This window comes from Pseudomonas sp. Leaf15, from assembly GCF_001421425.1.
Taxonomy (GTDB): domain Bacteria; phylum Pseudomonadota; class Gammaproteobacteria; order Pseudomonadales; family Pseudomonadaceae; genus Aquipseudomonas; species Aquipseudomonas salomonii.
In genome coordinates this window covers 268,417-289,262 of sequence record NZ_LMKI01000033.1, presented here as the reverse complement: position 1 = coordinate 289,262, position 20,846 = coordinate 268,417, and the positions used below count along the sequence as shown (strand labels likewise).

16 protein-coding genes are annotated in these 20,846 nt (G+C 61.0%); 8 read left to right on the top strand and 8 right to left on the bottom strand.

Annotation, left to right across the window (positions count from 1 at the left end; all coding sequences use genetic code 11):
- Positions 1-27 precede the first annotated feature (27 nt).
- Entirely contained in the window at positions 28-990 is a 963-nt protein-coding gene (locus tag ASE80_RS22805) for a CobW family GTP-binding protein (protein WP_056860909.1), read from the top strand.
- On the opposite strand, the gene ASE80_RS22800 is transcribed toward ASE80_RS22805, so the two are convergent.
- The gene (locus ASE80_RS22800; RefSeq protein WP_056860908.1) at positions 984-1,379 is read right to left on the bottom strand and encodes a DUF3301 domain-containing protein; all 396 of its coding nucleotides are present in this window, start codon (positions 1,377-1,379) and stop codon (positions 984-986) included. The two genes, ASE80_RS22805 and ASE80_RS22800, sit on opposite strands and share 7 nt — an antisense overlap.
- A gap of 117 nt (positions 1,380-1,496) precedes the next feature.
- Between ASE80_RS22800 and pdxY the strand changes: the two genes are divergently transcribed.
- A complete protein-coding gene (gene pdxY / locus ASE80_RS22795) occupies positions 1,497-2,369 on the top strand; it encodes a pyridoxal kinase PdxY (protein ID WP_056860907.1) in 873 nt (290 codons plus the stop codon).
- A gap of 130 nt (positions 2,370-2,499) precedes the next feature.
- Here pdxY and ASE80_RS22790 read toward each other — a convergent pair whose 3' ends face one another.
- The gene (locus ASE80_RS22790; RefSeq protein WP_003213461.1) at positions 2,500-2,985 is read right to left on the bottom strand and encodes an acyl-CoA thioesterase; all 486 of its coding nucleotides are present in this window, start codon (positions 2,983-2,985) and stop codon (positions 2,500-2,502) included.
- A gap of 291 nt (positions 2,986-3,276) precedes the next feature.
- On the opposite strand from ASE80_RS22790, the gene ASE80_RS22785 reads away from it, so the two are divergent.
- Positions 3,277-5,040, top strand: a complete 1,764-nt coding sequence (locus tag ASE80_RS22785) for a cation:proton antiporter (protein ID WP_056860906.1) — start codon at positions 3,277-3,279, stop codon at positions 5,038-5,040.
- A gap of 14 nt (positions 5,041-5,054) precedes the next feature.
- Here ASE80_RS22785 and ASE80_RS22780 read toward each other — a convergent pair whose 3' ends face one another.
- From ASE80_RS22780 to uvrD, 3 genes are all read right to left on the bottom strand, one after another.
- Positions 5,055-5,462, bottom strand: coding sequence for an SMI1/KNR4 family protein (locus tag ASE80_RS22780; RefSeq protein ID WP_003213456.1), 408 nt, complete (start codon positions 5,460-5,462; stop codon positions 5,055-5,057).
- A 135-nt stretch (positions 5,463-5,597) separates the two neighbouring features.
- Entirely contained in the window at positions 5,598-6,470 is an 873-nt protein-coding gene (locus ASE80_RS22775; RefSeq protein ID WP_056860905.1) for a Tim44 domain-containing protein, read from the bottom strand.
- Between the two features lie 293 nt (positions 6,471-6,763).
- On the bottom strand, positions 6,764-8,947 hold the full coding sequence (gene uvrD, locus ASE80_RS22770; RefSeq protein WP_056860904.1) for a DNA helicase II: 2,184 nt from the start codon (positions 8,945-8,947) through the stop codon (positions 6,764-6,766).
- Between the two features lie 279 nt (positions 8,948-9,226).
- Between uvrD and ASE80_RS22765 the strand changes: the two genes are divergently transcribed.
- The 3 genes from ASE80_RS22765 to ASE80_RS31565 all read left to right on the top strand — a co-directional run bounded on the left by ASE80_RS22765 (position 9,227) and on the right by ASE80_RS31565 (position 13,532).
- On the top strand, positions 9,227-12,100 hold the full coding sequence (locus tag ASE80_RS22765) for a putative bifunctional diguanylate cyclase/phosphodiesterase (RefSeq protein WP_056860903.1): 2,874 nt from the start codon (positions 9,227-9,229) through the stop codon (positions 12,098-12,100).
- 162 nt (positions 12,101-12,262) lie between these two features.
- The gene (gene hexR, locus ASE80_RS22760; protein WP_003177007.1) at positions 12,263-13,129 is read left to right on the top strand and encodes a transcriptional regulator HexR; all 867 of its coding nucleotides are present in this window, start codon (positions 12,263-12,265) and stop codon (positions 13,127-13,129) included.
- A 208-nt stretch (positions 13,130-13,337) separates the two neighbouring features.
- Positions 13,338-13,532, top strand: coding sequence for a PA3496 family putative envelope integrity protein (locus tag ASE80_RS31565; protein WP_017135775.1), 195 nt, complete (start codon positions 13,338-13,340; stop codon positions 13,530-13,532).
- On the opposite strand, the gene ASE80_RS22750 is transcribed toward ASE80_RS31565, so the two are convergent.
- Positions 13,462-14,436 (bottom strand): LysR family transcriptional regulator, encoded by a 975-nt coding sequence (locus tag ASE80_RS22750; RefSeq protein ID WP_056860901.1) that lies wholly within the window; start codon positions 14,434-14,436, stop codon positions 13,462-13,464. The genes ASE80_RS31565 and ASE80_RS22750 overlap by 71 nt on opposite strands.
- A 196-nt stretch (positions 14,437-14,632) precedes the next feature.
- Between ASE80_RS22750 and ASE80_RS22745 the strand changes: the two genes are divergently transcribed.
- Both ASE80_RS22745 and oadA read left to right on the top strand, forming a co-directional pair.
- The gene (locus ASE80_RS22745; protein ID WP_003213442.1) at positions 14,633-16,048 is read left to right on the top strand and encodes an acetyl-CoA carboxylase biotin carboxylase subunit; all 1,416 of its coding nucleotides are present in this window, start codon (positions 14,633-14,635) and stop codon (positions 16,046-16,048) included.
- 11 nt (positions 16,049-16,059) lie between these two features.
- Positions 16,060-17,883, top strand: a complete 1,824-nt coding sequence (gene oadA, locus ASE80_RS22740) for a sodium-extruding oxaloacetate decarboxylase subunit alpha (protein ID WP_056860900.1) — start codon at positions 16,060-16,062, stop codon at positions 17,881-17,883.
- Between the two features lie 66 nt (positions 17,884-17,949).
- On the opposite strand, the gene ASE80_RS22735 is transcribed toward oadA, so the two are convergent.
- Positions 17,950-19,275: a hypothetical protein gene (locus ASE80_RS22735; protein WP_133257312.1), complete on the bottom strand. Its 1,326-nt coding sequence runs from the start codon at positions 19,273-19,275 to the stop codon at positions 17,950-17,952.
- Between the two features lie 200 nt (positions 19,276-19,475).
- Positions 19,476-20,747, bottom strand: coding sequence for an autotransporter outer membrane beta-barrel domain-containing protein (locus ASE80_RS22730; RefSeq protein WP_056860898.1), 1,272 nt, complete (start codon positions 20,745-20,747; stop codon positions 19,476-19,478).
- Between the last annotated feature and the right edge of the window lie 99 nt (positions 20,748-20,846).

Sequence of the window (20,846 nt, the reverse complement as noted above, 5' to 3'; positions counted from 1 at the left end):
CGCTCTACCCGGTCAGATGATGCCCCGATGCTGCAGAACATTCCCACTCACGTGATTGCCGGGCCTTTGGGCGCCGGCAAGACCAGCCTGATCAAACACCTGCTGGCCCAACGCCCGGCCAACGAGCGCTGGGCCGTGTTGATCAATGAGTTCGGGCAAATCGGCCTGGACGCTGCCTTGCTTACACAGGATGACGACGGCATTGCCCTGGGCGAAGTGGCCGGTGGCTGCTTGTGCTGTGTGAATGGTGCACCGTTCCAGGTAGGGCTTGGCCGCCTGCTGCGTAAGGCCAAGCCGGATCGGCTGTTTATCGAGCCTTCGGGCTTGGGTCATCCGGCGCAGTTGCTCAAGCAGTTGCGCGAGGCGCCATGGCAGGGCGTGCTCGCGGTTCAGCCCTGTGTGTTGGTATTGGATGCCCAAGCGTTGGCAGCGGGCAAAGCATTGCCGCAAGCACAGCAGGAAGCGCTGGCCAGTGCCGGTTTGCTGGTACTGAACAAAGATGAAGCGGTGGATGCCTCACAGCGCCAGGCCATAGAACAACAGCTGCCTGCTTGCCCGATTTACTGGACCCGCCAGGCGCAGTTGCCGCTGACGCAATTGCCCGGCCTGAATGCACAGGCTGGCGCAGCTGTGGATAACTTCGAAGTGCCCAAAGGCCTGGCACAGATGCCGGCGATCTGGACGGATCCTGCGTTGCCCATTTGCTTGAGCCAGGCCCAGGAAGATGGCTGGAGCATTGGTTGGCGCTGGCACCCAAGCCAGTCGTTCGACATTGCGCGCTTGCACAGCTGGCTGTCAGGCCTTGAATGGCGCCGTGCCAAGCTGGTTATCCACAGCGGCGTTACCTGGGTGTCGGCTAACGCTGTGGATAATAGTCCACTCACCTGGCAACCCAGCGAGTGGCGCCGTGATTCACGTATTGAGTTGATTTTCAGCCAGCCACAGGACGTGGCTGGGCTACAGAGCGCGCTGGCCGCCTGCCGTCAGTGACGGGTCTTGCTGGCGTTGTCCTGGCGCCACTGGCTCAGCTCGATGACTTCGGCGCTGGGCAGCGGCGTTTTGATCTCGAACGGGTAGGGCGCCAATTCGATCTGCGCGCTGTGGGCGCCGAACTGAGTGATAGTCCCAGGATGACGGGCTTCGCCGGTCACGGTGAACTCAAAGTTATAAATGCGCGCCAAGCGGCGCCGACCATTGGCATCTTTCACAAAACCGATGCGTTTGAGCGCCACTGCACCGTCGAGCAGTTCGATATCGAGCTTGGCGCAATGCTGCTTGACCCGCTCCAGCGCCTTTTCGCGCAGGCCGTGGTTGTGCCATACCCAGGCGGCACCGGTCGCCAGCAGCATCAACACGAAGATGTTTCCCAGGGTCAGCATGCGATGAACTCCAACAAAGTGAGAGCAGCTTAACTGTGTCGCTGGCCTGTCGTACAGGCTGTGTTTAGTCGCATACTGCGCGGCCAGAATTCTAACGGCTTTACGGAAATCTCCCGCATGAAACGCACACCTCATCTGCTTGCGATCCAGTCTCATGTGGTCTTTGGCCACGCCGGAAACAGCGCCGCCGTATTCCCCATGCAGCGGGTCGGGGTGAACGTCTGGCCGCTGAACACCGTGCAGTTCTCCAACCACACCCAGTATGGCCAGTGGGCGGGCGAAGTGCTGGCGCCGCAGCAAATTCCGGCGCTGGTAGAAGGCATTGCCGCGATTGGCGAGCTGGGTAACTGCGACGCGGTGCTGTCCGGCTACTTGGGCAGTGCCGACCAGGGCCGAGCGATTCTCACCGGCGTGGCACGTATCAAGGCCATTAACCCTAAAGCCCTGTACCTGTGCGACCCCGTCATTGGCCATCCGGAAAAGGGCTGCATCGTGCCTCAGGAAGTCAGCGATTTCCTGCTGGACGAGGCGGCGGCCATGGCGGATTTCCTGTGCCCCAACCAACTGGAGCTGGACAGCTTCGCCGGGCGCAAGCCGCAATCGTTGTTCGATTGCCTGGCGATGGCCAAGGCGCTGCTGGCCCGTGGGCCGAAGGCGGTATTGGTCAAGCACCTGGATTACCCGGGCAAGCTGCCGGAAGGTTTCGAGATGCTGCTGGTTACCGCTGAAGGCAGCTGGCACTTGCGCCGGCCGTTGCTGGCGTTCCCGCGTCAGCCGGTGGGCGTGGGTGACCTGACGTCGGGGTTATTCCTGGCGCGTGTGCTGTTGGGCGACAGCCTGCTGGCGGCCTTCGAGTTCACCGCCGCAGCGGTGCATGAAGTGCTGCTGGAAACCCAGGCCTGCGCCAGTTACGAGCTGGAGCTGGTGCGGGCCCAGGATCGGATCGCGCATCCGCGCGTGCGCTTCGAAGCAACACCCATCGGCCTGTAAGCACACAAAACCCAATGTGGGAGCTGGCTTGCCTGCGATGCGGGTCTGACAGTCGACATCTCTGTCGCCTGACACATCGCTATCGCAGGCAAGCCAGCTCCCACATTCGATTGGGTTTACAGCTCGGGATTTATGGCCCGTCGGCCTTGATTTCCTGGTAACGCTTCTCCAGCTCCTGACGGATCTGCCGACGCTGCTGCGCCTGTACGAACCGGCGCTTGTCTTCGCTGTTCTGCGGCTGCAGCGGCGGCACGGCGGCGGGTTTGCGCTGGTCGTCCACGGCCACCATGGTGAAGAAGCAGCTGTTGGTATGGCGCACCGAGCGCTCGCGGATGTTTTCGGTCACCACCTTGATGCCCACTTCCATCGATGTGTTGCCGGTGTAGTTGACCGAGGCCAGGAAGGTCACCAGCTCGCCGACATGAATCGGCTCGCGAAAAATCACCTGGTCGACCGACAGCGTGACCACATAACGGCCCGCGTAACGGCTCGCGCAGGCGTAGGCCACTTCGTCGAGGTACTTGAGCAGGGTGCCGCCGTGCACATTGCCTGAGAAGTTGGCCATGTCAGGGGTCATCAATACCGTCATCGACAGCTGGGCGTTTCCGGGTTCCATAGCACACTCACGGGTTGTAGGCATTGGTTGGGGGACACCTCTACGGGTGCTGGAAGCTTTACAGCGCTCTCCCTAACGGGACGCCGATGGGCGGCTTGCCGTCACGCGAATGCCGATCTGTTTCCATATATTGCACCGGCTTTCTGCCGGAAGTCGCGGTGTTAACCTTCAAAAGCCCATCTCAGGGCATTTCTTACGATCAAGGCAGACTTTTCCTTCCGCGCTTCGCGACTGTCCAAGGGCGCGTGCGGAAGTGGGAAAAGCGCCAGTACCCTCAAGGAGCCCCTCGCCATGCACGCCATCAGCTTTATCCAGGACTTGGCCGTGATCATGTTGGTGGCAGGGGTTGTCACCATCCTGTTTCACCGCCTCAAGCAGCCGGTGGTGCTGGGCTATATCGTCGCCGGGTTCATCATCGGCCCCCACACGCCGCCGTTCGGCCTGATCCACGACGAAGACACCATCAAGACCCTGGCTGAGCTGGGGGTGATCTTCCTGATGTTCTGCCTGGGCCTGGAGTTCAGCCTGCGCAAATTGTTCAAGGTCGGCGCCACGGCGTTTATCGCGGCCTTCCTGGAAATCATCCTGATGATCTGGATCGGCTACGAGATCGGCCGCTGGTTTGACTGGAACACCATGGATTCGCTGTTCCTCGGCGCCATTCTGGCGATCTCTTCGACCACTATCATCGTCAAGGCACTCAATGACCTGAAGATGAAGAACCAGCGTTTTGCCCAGCTGATTTTTGGTGTGCTGATCGTCGAGGACATCCTGGGCATCGGCATCATTGCCCTGCTGTCGAGCATCGCGGTCAGCGGCACGGTGAGTTCCGGCGAGGTGTTCTCCACGGTCGGCAAGCTGTCGCTGTTCATGATTGTGGCGTTGGTGATCGGCATTTTGCTGGTGCCGCGCCTGCTGGCTTATGTGGCCAAATTTGAAAGTAACGAGATGCTGCTGATCACCGTGTTGGGCCTGTGTTTCGGCTTTTGCCTGCTGGTGGTCAAGCTCGAATACAGCATGGTGCTGGGCGCGTTCCTGATCGGCGCGATCATGGCCGAATCTCGTCAGTTGATTAAAATTGAACGCCTGATCGAACCGGTTCGCGACATGTTCAGCGCGATTTTCTTTGTCGCCATCGGCTTGATGATCGACCCGCAGATCCTGCTGCAGTACGCCTGGCCAATCGCGGTGATTACCGTGGCGGTAGTGCTGGGCAAGATGCTGTCCTGCGGCCTGGGGGCGTTTATTGCCGGCAATGATGGCCGCACCTCGCTGCGCGTGGGCATGGGGCTGTCACAGATTGGCGAGTTTTCCTTCATCATCGCCGCGCTGGGGATGACCTTGCAGGTGACCAGTGACTTCCTCTATCCGGTGGCAGTGGCGGTTTCGGCGATTACCACGCTGCTTACGCCGTACCTGATTCGTGGCGCTGACCCATTGTCTTTGAAGATTGCCGCGGTAATGCCCAAGCGCATGAGCCGGGTGTTCGGCCTGTATGGCGAATGGTTGCGCAGCATTCAGCCTCAAGGTGAGGGCGCGATGCTGGCGTCGATGATTCGCAAGATCATCCTGCAAGTGGGCGTGAACCTGGCATTGGTGATCGCGATCTTCTTTGCCGGCAGCTTCTTCGCGGCGCGCATTGGCGGGTATCTGGAAGGCTGGATCAGTGATCCGAGCTGGCAAAAGGCATTGATCTGGGGTGGGGCGTTGCTGCTGTCGCTGCCGTTTCTGATTGCGGCGTACCGCAAGCTCAAGGCGCTGTCGATGTTGCTGGCGGAGATGAGTGTGAAACCGGAGATGGCCGGGCGGCATACCCAGCGTGTGCGACGGGTGATCGCGGAGCTGATCCCGATCCTGTCGCTGCTGGTGATCTTCCTGCTATTGGCAGCCTTGTCGGCCAGTATATTGCCGACCAACAAGTTGCTGGTACTGATTGCCGTGGTCACGGCGGCGGTGGCGGCGGTGCTCTGGCGGTGGTTCATCCGCGTGCATACGCGGATGCAGGTCGCCTTGCTGGAGACCCTGGATAACCACAAAGATACGCCGGAGCACTAGAGGCCTGGCGGGGCTCAGCTTTCCAGCCAGACGTCCCGCGCCCAGTGCCACACCGACTCCCAGGTTTCTTCGGTGACCAGTTCTTCTTCGCCCGACCACAGCACCACGGTGCCGTCTTCTTCGACGCAGTAGTAGTCATCGCCGTCCTGGCAGATCGGGATCATGCTGCGGTCAACACCGGCGTCCCAGGCGTTGGCGGCAACGTCCGGCAGGTAGGTGTGGGACTGCGGGTCGGTGACGGTCACCGGTTCCAGGCTGCCGTACACCACGTCGCTGACAGTCAGCAGGAATTCACGGAAGACAAACGGGATGTCGATGAACAGTTGTTCCTCGATTTCCACCAGTTGGTCTTCGTCAGGCAGCTCCAGAGGAACCGGGACCGGTTCGTTGGCTTCACGCAATTGTTCGATGACTTCTTCCACGGCCGGAATCCTCTTGCTAGTTGGCGCGGTTAATAGGGCGTTTTATACAGTAGCTCGCTATAAGTGCAACTGCGAAATAGAAAACCCCGGAACATGTCCGGGGTTTTTATTACCAAGTGCTCAAGCGTGCGGTTATCAGCCGTTCTGGCGGATACCGGCGACCAGCCAAGGCTGGTTCTCGCCTTGCGGGCGTTCCATGTTCCAGCTTTCGCTGAACACTTCGCCCTGGTCGAAGCGCGAGGTCTTCGACACACCGCTGAAGGTCAGGGTGGCGATGGTCTTGTCGGCGCGATCATCCACACCGTCCAGCTGCACGCGCAGGTCGTCGATGTAAGTCGACTGGAACGCATCGCCGATTTCGGCGCGTTCGCGCTTGAGGAACTCCAGCAGTTGCGGGGTCACGAACTCGGCGATCTTGTCCATTTCGTTGGCGTCCCAGTGCTGCTGCAGGGACTGGAAGTGGCTGCGGGCCGCTTCGACGAAACGCTCTTCGTTGAACCAGGCCGGTGCATTGATCACCGGACGGGCGGCGGCAGGTGCTGCCGAACCACCGAAGATCGAGCCCATGGCGGGTTTTTGCTCGAACACTTCACGCTGCATCGGCGCGCCGGCGGGAGCCAGGTGCTCCTGCTGCTTGCGTCGACGGGCGGCGATAAAGCGGAAGATCACAAAGGCGATGACCGCCAGGATCAGGATGTCGAAGATCTGCATGCCCTGGAAGCCGCCGCCCATGAACATGGAAGCGAGCAGGCCACCGGCGGCGATACCGGCCAGTGGGCCCAACCAGCGCGAAGCACCGCCGGCCTTGGCAGCAGCGCCAGCGGCACCGGCCGCACCAGCGGTCGCGGCTGCGCCGCCCATGCCACCGGCGGATGGAGCCATTTGGCTGGTCTGGTGAGTAGGAGCCGAGCCCATGCTTTTGCCGCCACCGAAGCGCTTGGCGTTGGCGTCGAGGCTCATCGTCAGGCCGATGCACAACGCCATGGCGATGCTAAGAAAACGTTTCATAAAGGGAATTCCCATTTGTGGATTGCACGCGCGCCATGTTGCACAGGTGTCGTGACAGTGGCTAGCGACATAATGTTTCGGGCTTTTGCGTAAGACCGATTCAGAATGGCCTGTAGGACTTATCTCAGATATTGGCCCGTACTGCTTAAAAACAAGGGCACCACCGCAGATCGTTCCCACGCTCTGCGTGGGAACGCCGCCTGGGACGCTCCGCGTCGGGCTTTTAAGGTGTGACGCAGAGCGTCACATGATGCATTCCCACGCGGAGCGTGGGAACGATCAGGGAAGATGTATCAGATTGCTTCGAGCTTCGCGTAACCCATCATCAGCCACTTGCTGCCTTCGGCGAAGTTCACCTGCACCCGTGCCTGGGCGCCCGCGCCTTCGAAGTTAAGGATCACACCCTCACCGAAGATCGCATGCTTGACCTGCTGGCCAAGGCTGAAGGGCGTTTCCGGAATCTCGGAACCGGCGAACATGCTGCTGGAGTTCTGCTGCTGGCCGCCGCCGAACGGTCGGCTGACGCTGTTGGACAAGCGCACTTCCTGGATCAGACCTTTCGGCACTTCACGTACGAAGCGCGACACCTTGTTGTAGGTTTCGCTGCCGTACAGGCGTCGGGTCTCGGCGTAGGTCATCACCAGGTTCTGCATGGCGCGGGTGATGCCCACGTAGGCCAGGCGGCGTTCTTCCTCAAGGCGGCCGGGCTCTTCCAGGCTCATCTTGTGCGGGAACAGGCCTTCTTCCATGCCCACCAGGAACACATACGGAAATTCCAGGCCCTTGGCACTGTGCAAGGTCATCAGCTGGATGCTGTCTTCATGCTCATCGGCCTGGGTATCGCCGGCTTCCAGCGACGCGTGGCCGAGGAAGGCGGCGAGCGGCGTCAGCTCTTCATCTTCCTCGGTGTTTTCGAAGGCGCGGGCAGCGCTGACCAGTTCCTCAAGGTTTTCTACCCGGGCCTGGCCTTTTTCGCCTTTTTCCGCTTCGTGATAGGCGATCAGGCCGGACTGCTCGATCACGGTCTGGGTCATCAAGTGCAGCGGCATGTCTGCGCACTTGGCCGCCAGGTTCTCGATCAACTCGACAAACACACCCAACGCCCCGGCAGCACGCCCGGTCAGGCCCTTGTTGGCGATCAGCAAGCGCATGGATTCCCACATCGACACATCGGCGTGGCGGGCGTGGTCGCGAATCGCTTCAACGGTTTTCTCGCCGATGCCACGCGCCGGGATATTGATCACCCGCTCCAGCGCCGCATCGTTGCCACGGCCTTCCAGCAAGCGCAGGTAGGCCATGGCGTTCTTGATTTCGGCACGTTCGAAGAAGCGCTGGCCGCCATAGATGCGGTACGGAATGCGCTCGCGCAGCAAGGCTTCTTCCAGTACCCGCGACTGGGCGTTGGAGCGGTACAGAATCGCGATATCGCTGCGCGCCAGGCCGGTTTTCAACGCACTTTCGATGGTTTCCACCACGTAGCGTGCTTCGTCGTGTTCATTGAACGCGGCGTACAGGTTGATCGCTTCGCCTTCGCCGCCGTCGGTCCAGAGTTCTTTGCCCATGCGCCCGGTGTTGTTGGCGATCAAGGCGTTGGCGGCCTTGAGGATGCCGGCGGTGGAGCGGTAGTTCTGTTCCAGACGGATGGTGATCGCGTCCGTGAAATCGTCGGAATACTGGTAGATGTTCTCGATTTTCGCGCCGCGCCAGCCGTAGATCGACTGGTCGTCGTCGCCCACCACCATCAAGCTGTCGCCGCCCTTGGCCAGCAGGCGCAACCAGGCGTACTGCACGGCGTTGGTGTCCTGGAACTCGTCCACCAGAATGTGCCGGAAGCGTTTCTGGTAATGGGCCAGCAAGCCAGGGTTGTCGCGCCACAGGTCGAGGGCGCGCAGCAGCAGCTCGGAGAAGTCGATCACCCCGGCGCGCACGCAGGCGGCCTCGTAGGCTTCATAAATGCTGCGCATGGTGGCCAGGAACAAATCGCCGCTGGCCTGGATATGTTGCGGGCGCAGGCCTTCGTCTTTCTGGCCGTTGATAAACCATTGCGCCTGACGCGCCGGCCAGCGTTGCTCGTCCAGGCCCAGCTCGCGGATCACCCGCTTGACCAGGCGTTGCTGGTCATCGCTGTCGAGAATCTGGAAGGTCTGGCTCAACCCTGCTTCCTGCCAGTGCGCCCGCAACAGTCGGTGCGCCAGGCCGTGGAAGGTGCCCACCCACATGCCGGCCGGGCTGATGCCCATCAGCTGCTCGATGCGGTGGCGCATTTCGGCAGCGGCCTTGTTGGTGAAGGTCACCGACAGGATGGAATGCGGGGACGCGTTTTCGACCTGGATCAACCAGGCGATACGGTGCACCAGCACTCGGGTTTTACCGGAGCCAGCACCGGCCAGGACCAACTGACGGCCAACGGGGGCTGCGACAGCCTGGCGTTGGGCATCGTTGAGGGAGTTCAGCAAAAGGGAGAGATCATCGCGCATCGGCGCATTCTAGGGTGCTGCGGGGAGTCGGGCAAATCCCAATGCCGGGTGGTCGATACAAAACATTCCGGGCGATCCTGGCCGCGCAAACATTCTGCTGGCGGTGATGACCGGTTGGTCATGGCCCACAGCCCGCGCACTGTCTAGCTCAAGCGCTTTGGCCGCGAAGTTTGCGGGTAAAAACCGTGGGGTTTTTATGACTTGGAGCAGTTTGGCCCAAGCGTTTGCTTGTGTATGCTCCGTCCACGTTTCGGGCTCACCATTATAAGAACACTGCCTATGACCCTCAGTCCCGACCTGTTTGGCCCCTCGGTGGCGCCCGCGCAGGTCATCCGTAAACATTACGCAACCGAGATGGCGGTCGAACGCACTCGCCTGTTGTATCAAGGCTCGTTGCTGCCGACGTTATTGATGCTGGTCAACGGCCTGGTCTGCGCCTGGTTGCTGTGGAACCCCAAGCAATACCTGTTGGACAGCATCTGGCTGGTCTGGCTGCTCGCCCTGGTGGCCCTGCGTGTGATCCAGGTGGCGGCGTTCGATTCGGCGATGCCCAGCCGCCAGGCCCTGCCGATCTGGCGGCGCATGTTCATGCTCGGCTCGGCGGTCAGTGGCTTGACCCTGGCCACGGCCGCCATCGCCCTCGTGCCGGCGGACAGCTTTATGCAACAGGCCTGGGTGTTCGGCCTGATCGGCGCCGCTACGCTGTCGGCCAGCGTGGCCTATGCCGTGAGTTTGCCGGCGTTCCTGTCCTTTGCCGTGCCGTGTCTGGTGCCGGCGATTGTCTATCTGTTCTGGAACGGCACTGCGCAGCAACAAGGTTGGGGTGTGCTTGGCCTGATCCTGCTCGCGTCTTTGAGCCTGGTGGCCTGGCAGGTCAACCGCCTGATCCAGCGCGGCTTGTTGCGACGTTTTCAGAACCAGGCGCTGATCGAGCATCTTCAGCAGGCGCAGCAACGCAGTGAACAGTTGAATCAGGAACTGGTGCGCGAAGTCGGCCAACGTCGCCAGGCCGAACAGGAATTACGCGACGCCCAAATCGGCCTGCAAGACCGCGTGACGCAACGCAGCCAGGAGCTGGACGCCGCCAGCCTGGCCCTGAATAAAAGTGAAGCGCGCCTGGCCATGGCCCTGCAGGCCAGTGAGTTGGGCCTGTGGGACTGGAACCTGCAAACCGACGAGGTGCATCACACCCAGCTCAAAGAGTTGTTTGGCCTGGAACCGGAGTACGTCACGGCGATGCTCAGCCACCTCAAGCCGCGCCTGCACCCTGAAGACCTGCCGCTGCTCAAGCGCGCGCTGGTGGAGCACCTCAAGGGGCGCAGCGAGGATTACCAGGTGGAATACCGCGTGCGCCATGGCGACGGCCATTGGGTGTGGATCGAAGACCGTGGCCGCGCCGTGGAGCGTACGCCCGGCGGCCGCGTTACGCGCATGCTCGGCACGCGCCGCGACATCAGCGCCGACAAGGCCCTCGAGGAGCAGCAACGCCTGGCCTCGACGGTGTTCGAAGCGGCCAGCGAAGGCATCGTGATTCTCGACCCCGAGTACGTGTTGATCGCCGTTAACCAGGCCTTCAGTCGCGTCACCGGCTTTGAAATCGACGACATGATCGGCCTCAATGTCGTCGAACTGCCCAGCAGCCGTGACGCCCGCCGTCACTTCCCGGTGATCCGCCAGGCCCTGCTCAGTCATGGCACCTGGCAGGGCGAGTTGGTGGAAACGCGCAAGAACGGCGAGCTGTACCCGCAGTGGCTGCAATTGAATGTAGTGCGAGATGCTCGGGGAAAAGTCAGCCATATTGTGGGCTTCTTCGCCGATTTGTCGGCGCGGCGTGAATCCGAGGAGCGCATGCGCTACCTCACTCACTATGACGAGCTGACGGGCCTGGCCAACCGTTCGCTGTTTCGCGAACGCCTGCGTGAGGCCCATGCGCGGGTGCGGCAGGGCGGGCGCAGCCTGGCGCTGCTGCATATCAACCTGGACCGCTTCAAGTTGCTCAACGACAGCCTCGGCCATGAAGTCGCCGATCAACTGTTGCAGAAGATGGCCCGTCGTCTGATCAATGCCTTGCCCGAAGCCGACACCATCGCACGCCTGTCCGGTGATGAGTTTGCCGTGCTGTTCGATGCCTACGGCAGCCTGTCGAGCCTGGCACGGGTGGCCACGCGGCTGCTCGCCAAGTTGCGGGTGCCGGTGACGGTGGAGGGGCATGAGCTGGTGGTCAGCGCCTCAATGGGCGTCAGCTTGCTGCCGGATAATGCGCGGGAAATTTCTGCGCTGGTCAGCCAATCCAACATGGCCATGCAACACGCGAAGCATTTGGGCGGCAATAATTTCCAGTTCTACACCGACAGCCTGCAAGCCAGCACGCTGGAGCGTTTGCAGCTGGAAAACCACCTTCGCAAGGCTATCGACGAGCGCCAGCTCACGGTGTTTTACCAACCCAAACTGTGCCTGGCCACGGGCAAGCTGAACGCCGCCGAGGCGCTGGTGCGTTGGGAGCACCCGCAGTGGGGCATGGTGCCGCCGGGGGACTTTATCGGCTTGGCCGAGGAAACCGGTCTGATCGTGCCACTGGGCGAATTCGTGCTGCGCCAGGCTTGCTGGCAGGCGTGCGAGTGGCAGCGCCAGGGGCTGGCGCCGATCCGCGTGTCGGTGAACCTTTCCGTGCATCAGCTGCGCCAGGGCAAGTTGGTCAGCCTGGTGCGCCAGGTGCTCGAAGAAACCGGTCTGGACCCGCAATACCTGGAGCTGGAGCTGACCGAAAGCCAACTGCTCGACAGCGTTGAGCACATCATTGCCACCTTCCAGCAATTGCGCGACTTGGGCGTGAAGTTGGCCATCGATGACTTCGGCACCGGGTATTCTTCCCTCAGCTATCTCAAGCGCATCCCCGTGGATTACGTGAAGATCGACCAGACGTTTATCCGGGGGCTTGGTCAGGGCCGGGAAGATGCGGCCATCACTCGCGCAATCATCGCCATGGCCCACGGGCTGGCGCTCAAGGTGGTGGCCGAAGGTGTGGAAGACCAGCAGCAGCTGGATTTCCTGCGCGGCGAACACTGCGATGAAGTACAGGGTTACTTGATCAGTCGGCCGATGGCCGCTGAAGGGTTGGCAGACTTATTACGAAAAAATGCAGACTTTCCTTAAAGACCGCCACGCCGCCCCTGTGGCTACAAGGCGGCTGCCCGCTGATTCAAAGGGCATCAGGGCGATTTAGTGATGCATCGGGCGGGCAAAACGGTAATTCTTGTAGTATAACTACAAGCTTGCTACATCCCTGGCGTCTGCCAATAACAAGAGTCCTGCCCTTTGAACCTGTTGCAACATATCGCCCAGTCGCGCCACCTGTTACGCAAATCGGAACTCAAGGTTGCCGATCACGTGCTGCTTGACCCTGCGGCCGTGATGCACAGTTCCATGGCCGACCTGGCCCACAGCGTGGGCATCAGTGAGCCGACCATCGTGCGCTTTTGCCGTGCCATCGGTTGTTCCGGGTTCCAGGACTTGAAACTCAAGCTGGCGCAAAGCCTGGCGGCCGGTGCGAGCTTTGGCCAGTTTGCGATCCATGAAGACGACTCCGTCGCCGACTACAGCCTGAAAATCTTCGACACCACCTTGCACACGCTGATGGAAGTGCGTGAGAAGCTCGATCCGGTTGAGCTGCAAAAGGCCGTGACCGCCATGTCCCAGGCCCAGCGCGTGGAGTTTTATGGCTTTGGTGCTTCGGGTGCCGTCGCCGCTGATGCCCAGCACAAATTCTTCCGCCTGCTGCTCACCGCCGCGGCCTACAGCGACCCGCACATGCAGGCGATGTCGGCGGTGACCTTGAAGCCGACCGACGTGGCCATCTGCATTTCCCAGTCCGGGCGCTCCAAAGACCTGCTGATCACCGCCAATCTGGTGCGTGAAAGCGGCGCTTCGTTGATCACTCTGTGCCCGAGCCAGACGCCGTTGGCGGAGCTGTCCACGGTCAACCTGGCGATCGACGTGCACGAAGACACCGAGATCTACACGCCGCTGACCTCACGTATCGCCCACCTGGTGGTGATCGACGTGCTGGCGATGGGCGTGGCCATGGCGCGCGGGCCGAGCCTGGTCAACCACCTCAAGAGCGTGAAGCGCAGCTTGCGCAGCCTGCGGTTGTCGCCCAAGTCCGTCAAAGCCCTCGACGATTAGTGGGGTTTTGATCGCTCCCACGCTCTGCGTGGGAGTGTCTCTTGCGACGCTCTGCGTCGCGGGACGCGGAGCGTCCCAGGCAGCATTCCCACGCAGAGCGTGGGAACGATCAGTTCAGAAGATTCATCGTCCTGTAACCCTCGCGCCGCCAAACCGTCATCCCTTGCGCCCATTCTGTACTCCCCGTACTCGCATTGGGAGACTCGAAATGGCCCGGCACTACGAAGACAGCAGCACCGTCAAAACCCGTCGTCAGCAAGAAGACCAGCGCCGCATGGCGTTCCGTCGCGCAATCGAAGACCGCTGCGAGGAGCGCCAACTGCTCCAGAGCATCAGTGACTACCCGGAACTCCACTGGCAGGCACCTGCGGCTGCCCAGCGAAACGCTCAGCCAGCGCGCTGATCTGTACGCGTTCGCTGCGAATAAAGCCCAGGAACGCATGGGCCACCGGTGACAGGCGTTTGGCTTTGGCCTGCACCAGGCACCAACTGCGGTACAGCGGCAGCTCTTCCACCGGCAGCTCCTTGAGCCCGCCGGTGGCCAGCTCCAGGTTGACTGCGTGGCGCGTCAACAACGCCACGCCCAACCCTGCGCTGACGCACTCACGCTGCGCCTCGGCCGAGGCCACTTCCACCGTCTGGGTGAAGTGCACGCGTTTTTCCTTGAAGTATTCCTCGCAGGCCAGCCGCGTGCCGGAGCCTGGTTCGCGGATAAGCAGCGTGTAGGGTTCCAGGTCTTGAAGGCGCAGCGGCCCTTGCAGGCTCAGCGGGTGATCGAGCGGCGCCACGGCGACAATCGGGTTGTTCAGGAACGGCAGAAATTCCAGGCCCATGTCCTGAGGCACCATGGACATGATCACCAAGTCATCACGGTTGTCCGAAAGCCTGCGAATCACCTGGGTGCGGTTAACCACCGTGAGGTGCAACTGCACCTCCGGGTGCTGGCGTTTAAAGGCCGCGAACAGGTGCGGCACGAAGTACTTGGCGCTGGATTCGATCGCCAGCTTCAGCTGACCTTGCAGCGAGCCCTGCATGTCCGACAGCTGCATATCGAGGTTTTCCAGGCGCCCGAAAATGTCTCGGCTGGCGCGCTGCAAGGCCTCGGCGGCTTCAGTCATGTAGAGCTTTTTGCCGACGTAATCGAACAGCGGTTGGCCGATCAGCTCTTCAAGCTGGCGAATTTGCAGGCTCACAGCGGGTTGGGTGAGAGACATTTCCTCGGCTGCGCGGCTGTAGGAGCGTAAATCACACACTTCATTGAAGATCTGCAATTGACGCAATGTCATACGCATCAATGACTTACGCATTATTTAAATCCTCTCGCCCTGGGCCGTCCGGCCAACTATAAGTCTTTACTTATACACAACCCAATAATTATTGATTTTTGTTAATCCTCCGGTGCGCATAGTGTGTGTCTCGCGACTGTCATGAAACATTTGGTCACGCGCCGACCCGGATCCAACGGGTCGTAGAACGCAGCAATCGGCTCAAGGGAATTTCCAAGTGATAAAAAAGATCCTGATCGCCAACCGTGGTGAAATTGCCGTACGAATCGTGCGTGCCTGCGCCGAGATGGGCATTCGCTCGGTCGCGGTTTACTCGGACGCCGACCGCCACGCGTTGCACGTTAAACGTGCCGACGAAGCCCACAGCATTGGTGCCGAGCCGCTGGCCGGTTACCTGAACCCGCGCAAGCTGGTGAACCTCGCCGTGGAAACCGGTTGTGACGCCTTGCACCCAGGCTATGGTTTCCTGTCGGAAAACGCCGAACTGGCGGATATCTGCGCCGAACGCGGGATCAAGTTCATCGGCCCGTCGGCAGAAGTGATCCGCCGCATGGGCGACAAGACCGAAGCGCGCCGCAGCATGATCAAGGCCGGTGTGCCGGTCACGCCGGGCACCGAAGGCAACGTCGCCGATATCGCCGAAGCCCTCACCGAAGGCGACCGCATTGGTTACCCGGTGATGCTCAAGGCCACCTCCGGTGGTGGCGGTCGCGGCATCCGTCGCTGCAACAGTCGCGAAGAACTTGAACAAGCCTTCCCCCGTGTTATTTCCGAGGCCACCAAGGCGTTCGGTTCGGCGGAAGTGTTCCTGGAAAAATGCATCGTCAATCCCAAGCACATCGAGGCACAGATCCTCGGTGACAGCTTCGGCAATGTGGTGCATCTGTTCGAGCGCGATTGCTCGATCCAGCGGCGTAACCAGAAGCTGATTGAAATTGCTCCCAGCCCGCAGCTGACCCCGGAACAGCGCGCCTACATCGGTGACCTGTCGGTGCGCGCCGCCAAGGCGGTGGGTTACGAGAACGCCGGCACCGTGGAGTTCCTGCTCGCCGAGGGCGAGGTGTACTTCATGGAGATGAACACCCGGGTGCAGGTGGAACACACCATCACTGAAGAAATCACCGGCATCGACATCGTGCGTGAGCAGATCCGCATCGCTTCGGGCCTGCCGCTGTCGGTAAAACAGGAAGACATTCAGCACCGTGGTTTCGCGTTGCAGTTCCGCATCAACGCCGAAGACCCGAAGAACAACTTCCTGCCAAGTTTCGGCAAGATCACCCGTTACTACGCGCCCGGCGGTCCCGGCGTGCGCACCGACACGGCGATCTACACCGGCTACACCATCCCGCCGTTCTACGATTCCATGTGCCTGAAACTGGTGGTGTGGGCGTTGACCTGGGAAGAAGCCATGGACCGCGGCCTGCGTGCCCTGGACGACATGCGCCTGCAAGGCGTGAAGACCACCGCCGCCTACTACCAGGAAATCCTGCGCAACCCGGAATTCCGCAGCGGCCAGTTCAACACCAGTTTCGTGGAAAGCCACCCTGAGCTGACCAACTACTCGATCAAGCGCAAACCCGAAGAGCTGGCCCTGGCCATCGCCGCCGCCATCGCCGCCCACGCAGGCCTGTGAGGAATACAACAATGTCCAAGACTCCTGTTTCCAAAAAAATATTCGTAACCGACACCATCCTGCGCGACGCACACCAATCGTTGCTGGCGACCCGCATGCGCACCGATGACATGCTGCCGATCTGCGACAAGCTCGACAAAGTCGGCTACTGGTCCCTGGAAGTCTGGGGCGGCGCGACCTTCGACGCCTGCGTGCGTTTCCTCAAGGAAGACCCGTGGGAGCGCCTGCGCAAACTGCGTGCCGCGTTGCCTAACACCCGCCTGCAAATGCTGCTGCGTGGCCAGAACCTGCTGGGCTACCGCCACTACAGCGACGACGTGGTCAAAGCCTTCGTCGCCAAGGCTGCCGTGAATGGCATCGACGTGTTCCGCATCTTCGACGCCATGAATGACGTGCGTAACCTGCGCGTGGCCATCGAAGCGGTCAAAGCTGCCGGCAAACATGCCCAGGGCACCATCGCCTACACCACCAGCCCGGTGCACACCATCGAGGCATTCGTGGCCCAGGCCAAGCAAATGGAAGCCATGGGTTGTGACTCGGTGGCGATCAAGGACATGGCCGGCTTGCTGACCCCGTACGCCACCGGCGAACTGGTCAAGGCGTTGAAGGCCGAGCAAAGCCTGCCGATCTTCATCCACTCCCATGACACCGCCGGCCTGGCTGCGATGTGCCAGCTCAAGGCGATCGAAAACGGTGCCGACCATATCGACACCGCCATTTCCAGCTTCGCTTGGGGCACCAGCCACCCGGGCACCGAGTCGATGGTCGCCGCCCTTAAAGGCAGCGAATTCGACACTGGCCTGAGCCTGGAACTGCTGCAGGAAATTGGCCTGTACTTCTACGCCGTGCGCAAGAAGTACCACCAGTTCGAAAGCGAATTCACCGCCGTCGACACCCGCGTGCAAGTCAACCAGGTGCCGGGCGGGATGATTTCCAACCTGGCCAACCAGTTGAAAGAGCAGGGCGCACTCAACCGCATGAGCGAAGTGCTGGCCGAAATCCCGCGTGTGCGTGAAGACCTTGGCTTCCCGCCGCTGGTCACGCCAACCTCGCAGATCGTCGGCACCCAGGCGTTCTTCAACGTGCTGGCCGGCGAGCGCTACAAAACCATCACCAACGAAGTGAAGCTCTACCTGCAAGGCGGCTACGGCAAGGCGCCGGGCACCGTGAACGAGAAGCTGCGTCGCCAGGCGATTGGCAGCGAAGAGGTGATCGACCATCGCCCGGCCGACCTGCTCAAGCCGGAGATGACCAAGCTGCGCGGCGAAATCGGCGCATTGGCCAAGTCCGAAGAAGACGTGCTGACCTACGCCATGTTCCCGGACATCGGGCGCAAGTTCCTCGAAGAACGTGACGCCGGCACCCTCACACCTGAAGTGCTGTTGCCGATCCCCGAAGCCGGCGGTGTAGCCCGTGCCGGTGGCGAAGGCGTGCCGACCGAGTTCGTCATCGACGTGCACGGCGAAAGCTACCGCGTGGACATCACCGGTGTCGGCGTGAAAGCCGAAGGCAAGCGCCACTTCTACCTGTCCATCGACGGTATGCCCGAAGAAGTGGTGTTCGAGCCGCTCAACGAGTTTGTCAGCAGCGGCGGCAGCAAGCGCAAGCATGCAACCGAGCCGGGCCATGTCAGCACGGCGATGCCGGGCAACATCGTCGACGTATTGGTCAAGGAAGGCGACGTGGTCAAAGCCGGCCAGGCGGTGCTGATTACCGAAGCCATGAAGATGGAAACCGAAGTGCAGGCAGCGATTGCCGGCAAGGTAACCGCCGTTCATGTGGCCAAGGGCGACCGGGTCAACCCTGGCGAAATCCTGATTGAAATCGAAGGCTGATCCAGCCTTCGACACTACCGCTTAATCCTCGGGGGGGCAGGTGCTCCCCTTTTTTTTGTCTGGCATTCAGGCGCCGGCAGGCGCTTTGCGCTTGAAACTGATGAAAACGCCGGTGCGTGTGTAGATCAACTCCGGAACCAGGGTGTTGAGGTTGCTGGTGATTGCGTCGAATCGGCCTTCGATCTGTCGGGCGTCGATGACGCGTAATTGACGGGTAAGTAACTCGTCGCTTTCGTTATCGACATGGAGGTTGAGCGCGGCACCGTCGAGGTTGACACGATTACCGACTTTCAACGTGCTGTGGGCCTCGCCCTTGCCTACGCTGAACGCGAGGCTTGAGCCGTGTTCCATGTGCAGGTCATGCTTGATTCGGGTTCGGCTATGAGGGGGCGAGTCCAGCCGCAGCGTGCCTGCGACATTGAGCCTGTCCACCGTGCCGCCCGTGTAGGTACCGCCCGACTCAACCGTGATGGCGCCGCTGATGCGGCTTTGGTTGATCAGCGTTGCGCCGCTATGGACCCGACCTTGCTGGTTGGCATCCAGCGTGCCGTTAAGTGTCCAGGCGCCAGTGCTCACCTTCAGGTGCTGCATTCGGCGGGCACCGCTGAAGGTGCCGCCCTTGGCATCCTCCAGAATGACGCGGTTGGAGCCGCTGCCACCGTCTACGGTGCCGTTGAATTGGGCGCCATTGCGCACGGTCAACACGTCGTCGCCACCGCCCATGTCCAGGGCGAGGCCGTTGGTCCCGCTGATCACGCCGTTATTGGTGATGCTGTCATTGAATGCACCGATCAGTTTTACCCCGTAGCCGTTATGGCCGCTGATGGTGCCCTCGTTGACCAGCCGGGTTTTCCCATGGGCTGGCCCCAAGTCACCGTTGTCGACCAGTACCCCGTGATGGGCGCCGCGAATGACCCCGTAGTTGTGGATTTCGCCGCCGCCCATGGCGATGCCTTCGCTGGTATTGGGCGCGCCGTTTTTATCTGCACCATTGGCGCCTGTTCCCTCAATGATGCCGTAGTTGCGAATCCGGGCGAGCTTGTCGATATCCAGGCCATCGCCATCGCCGTCATTCTGCTTGGGGCGTTGGGTATCAGCGCCCGTGATGATGCCGTAGTTGGTGACCTGTGCATCGCCTTTGGACTTTAAACCAGCACCTTTGTGGCCGCGTATCAGGCCTGAATTGAGAAGCGCCACGTCGTCGGTTGCCTTTATGCCATTGCTGCCGCCGCCCACAATGCCGTGATTGACGACCGTGCCCCCTGCGCGGTTCAGGCTGATGCCGCTGTAAGACTCTTTGAACCGCATGGAAGGGCCGGTGGAAATGTGCCCATCGTTCCTGAACAGGCCACCAGCGGTGATCTCAACGGCGTTACCGGTTTCAACATGCACAGAGGCACCGGCTGCATGAGGCATTGCTGCTGAAAGGGAGGGAGCAGGGATACAGGCAGGAGGATGGAAGGATACGCGTGACATGGATTTCGACCTCGTGTGTGCTTGAGGTCGAAAACTAACGTAGGCGAATGCCGGTTTATGTCGGTCGGTTGGACTAATGAGCGTAAGACCGCTCGCTATCTATGCAGTGCTTGCGGTTAGAAGCTCATCTTCCACTCACCCATCAACCCCTGGTTGCGGCTATACGTACCGGCTTGGGCGCTGTAAGTCAGGCCCACGCTGTGTTCGGTCGACAGGGCGAGGTCCAGACCGGCTTGCATGTCGAGGCTATTGCGGTCCAGCGAGGTGCCGGTGATGTCGAAGCTGTCGATGTGCCCCGGTGCGGCGCGAGAGGATTGACGCACTTGGCTGTCGACTTCGCCGTAAAGATGTTTCCAACGGGTACTCAGGTGGGGCGTGAGGCTCATCCGATTGTCGAACCGGTACACCGTGGCCAGCCGCAGGCCAAAGGTGCTGTTCAGGTTTTGCTGGGTCTGTGAGCCGACGTTCAGCGCGGTCAAGCCGCCCTTTTCCTTGAAGCTGTCACGGTGATAGCGCTGATAGCCCAGGCCTGCGAAGGGCTCTACGTGCACGTCGGCAGTGCCCAATTGGTAGCCCAGCTCGGAAAACACCGTTTGGCTTTGAGCGTTGTAGTTGCCCTGCAGTTGCTCCTTGAAGTCGAGCACGTTGACGTCACGTGTGTTCTTGCCCGCATGATCGCTGTAGAGCGCCCCCAGGCGCAGGGCCAATGGGCCGTCCTGGCGCACGGCATAGCCGCCAAGGTGCAAGCTGTCGAGTTCGCCTTTGAAACGTTGGGCTTGCAGCTCGCTGGTGGACTTGGCGCCCATTACACCGACTCGCCAGGCGTCACCCACGGCCCAATCGGCGCCCAGCATCAGGCCTTTGGTGCCCTGTTTGAGCCCGTTGCTGCCGCCTTGTTTGTCGAGATTGCCGCCGTTGCTCATACCCTGCACCCAGAAGTGGCCATCGCCATCGTTGGGAAGTGTGCGCAGGGTTGAGAGCAAATGGTTGCTGATTTGCGTCGTGGCATGTTGGGTCGCGCCTGCCAGGTTGGCATTCTGGCTGCCTGCCAACTGCTCGAGCGCCGCGCCCAGGCCGTCCGGTTGTTGGGACAATGCATCACCGAGGTGTTGCAGGCCTTTGATTGTTTTCGAGCTCAGGTCGCCGGCTTGCAGCGCGCGTTGCAACGCAGGTTTAAGCACCGCTGCCAGTTGCTGGCCGTTGTGAGTCGTCGCCTGGTTGAAGTAGCTGTCCAGCGGCACGATGGGCGCCGGCGGATGCGGATACCCAGGGTCATTGGACAGGTCCAGCTCGAACTGAAAAGGCGCACTTGCCAGGGCAAAAGGGGTACTGGCCACGCCAACAGCCAGGGTAATGGCGCGTGCAAGGTTTAAGACATGGAAGGGCATGAAGTCGTAGCCTCTGATGAGTGAGGCCGGGAATTTAGCGAGATGGCGGGGCGATAACTGTCAGGCTATCGACCCCTGGTTTGAGGGAGTTGTCTGTAC

Bases quoted from the DNA above. Each gene is read 5' to 3' on its own strand.
- ASE80_RS22805 (WP_056860909.1), top strand. From the start codon at position 28: ATGCTGCAGAACATTCCCACTCACGTGATTGCCGGGCCTTTGGGCGCC.
- ASE80_RS22800 (WP_056860908.1), bottom strand. From the start codon at position 1,379: ATGCTGACCCTGGGAAACATCTTCGTGTTGATGCTGCTGGCGACCGGT.
- pdxY (WP_056860907.1), top strand. From the start codon at position 1,497: ATGAAACGCACACCTCATCTGCTTGCGATCCAGTCTCATGTGGTCTTT.
- ASE80_RS22790 (WP_003213461.1), bottom strand. From the start codon at position 2,985: ATGGAACCCGGAAACGCCCAGCTGTCGATGACGGTATTGATGACCCCT.
- ASE80_RS22785 (WP_056860906.1), top strand. From the start codon at position 3,277: ATGCACGCCATCAGCTTTATCCAGGACTTGGCCGTGATCATGTTGGTG.
- ASE80_RS22775 (WP_056860905.1), bottom strand. From the start codon at position 6,470: ATGAAACGTTTTCTTAGCATCGCCATGGCGTTGTGCATCGGCCTGACG.
- uvrD (WP_056860904.1), bottom strand. From the start codon at position 8,947: ATGCGCGATGATCTCTCCCTTTTGCTGAACTCCCTCAACGATGCCCAA.
- ASE80_RS22765 (WP_056860903.1), top strand. From the start codon at position 9,227: ATGACCCTCAGTCCCGACCTGTTTGGCCCCTCGGTGGCGCCCGCGCAG.
- ASE80_RS31565 (WP_017135775.1), top strand. From the start codon at position 13,338: ATGGCCCGGCACTACGAAGACAGCAGCACCGTCAAAACCCGTCGTCAG.
- ASE80_RS22750 (WP_056860901.1), bottom strand. From the start codon at position 14,436: ATGCGTAAGTCATTGATGCGTATGACATTGCGTCAATTGCAGATCTTC.
- oadA (WP_056860900.1), top strand. From the start codon at position 16,060: ATGTCCAAGACTCCTGTTTCCAAAAAAATATTCGTAACCGACACCATC.
- ASE80_RS22730 (WP_056860898.1), bottom strand. From the start codon at position 20,747: ATGCCCTTCCATGTCTTAAACCTTGCACGCGCCATTACCCTGGCTGTT.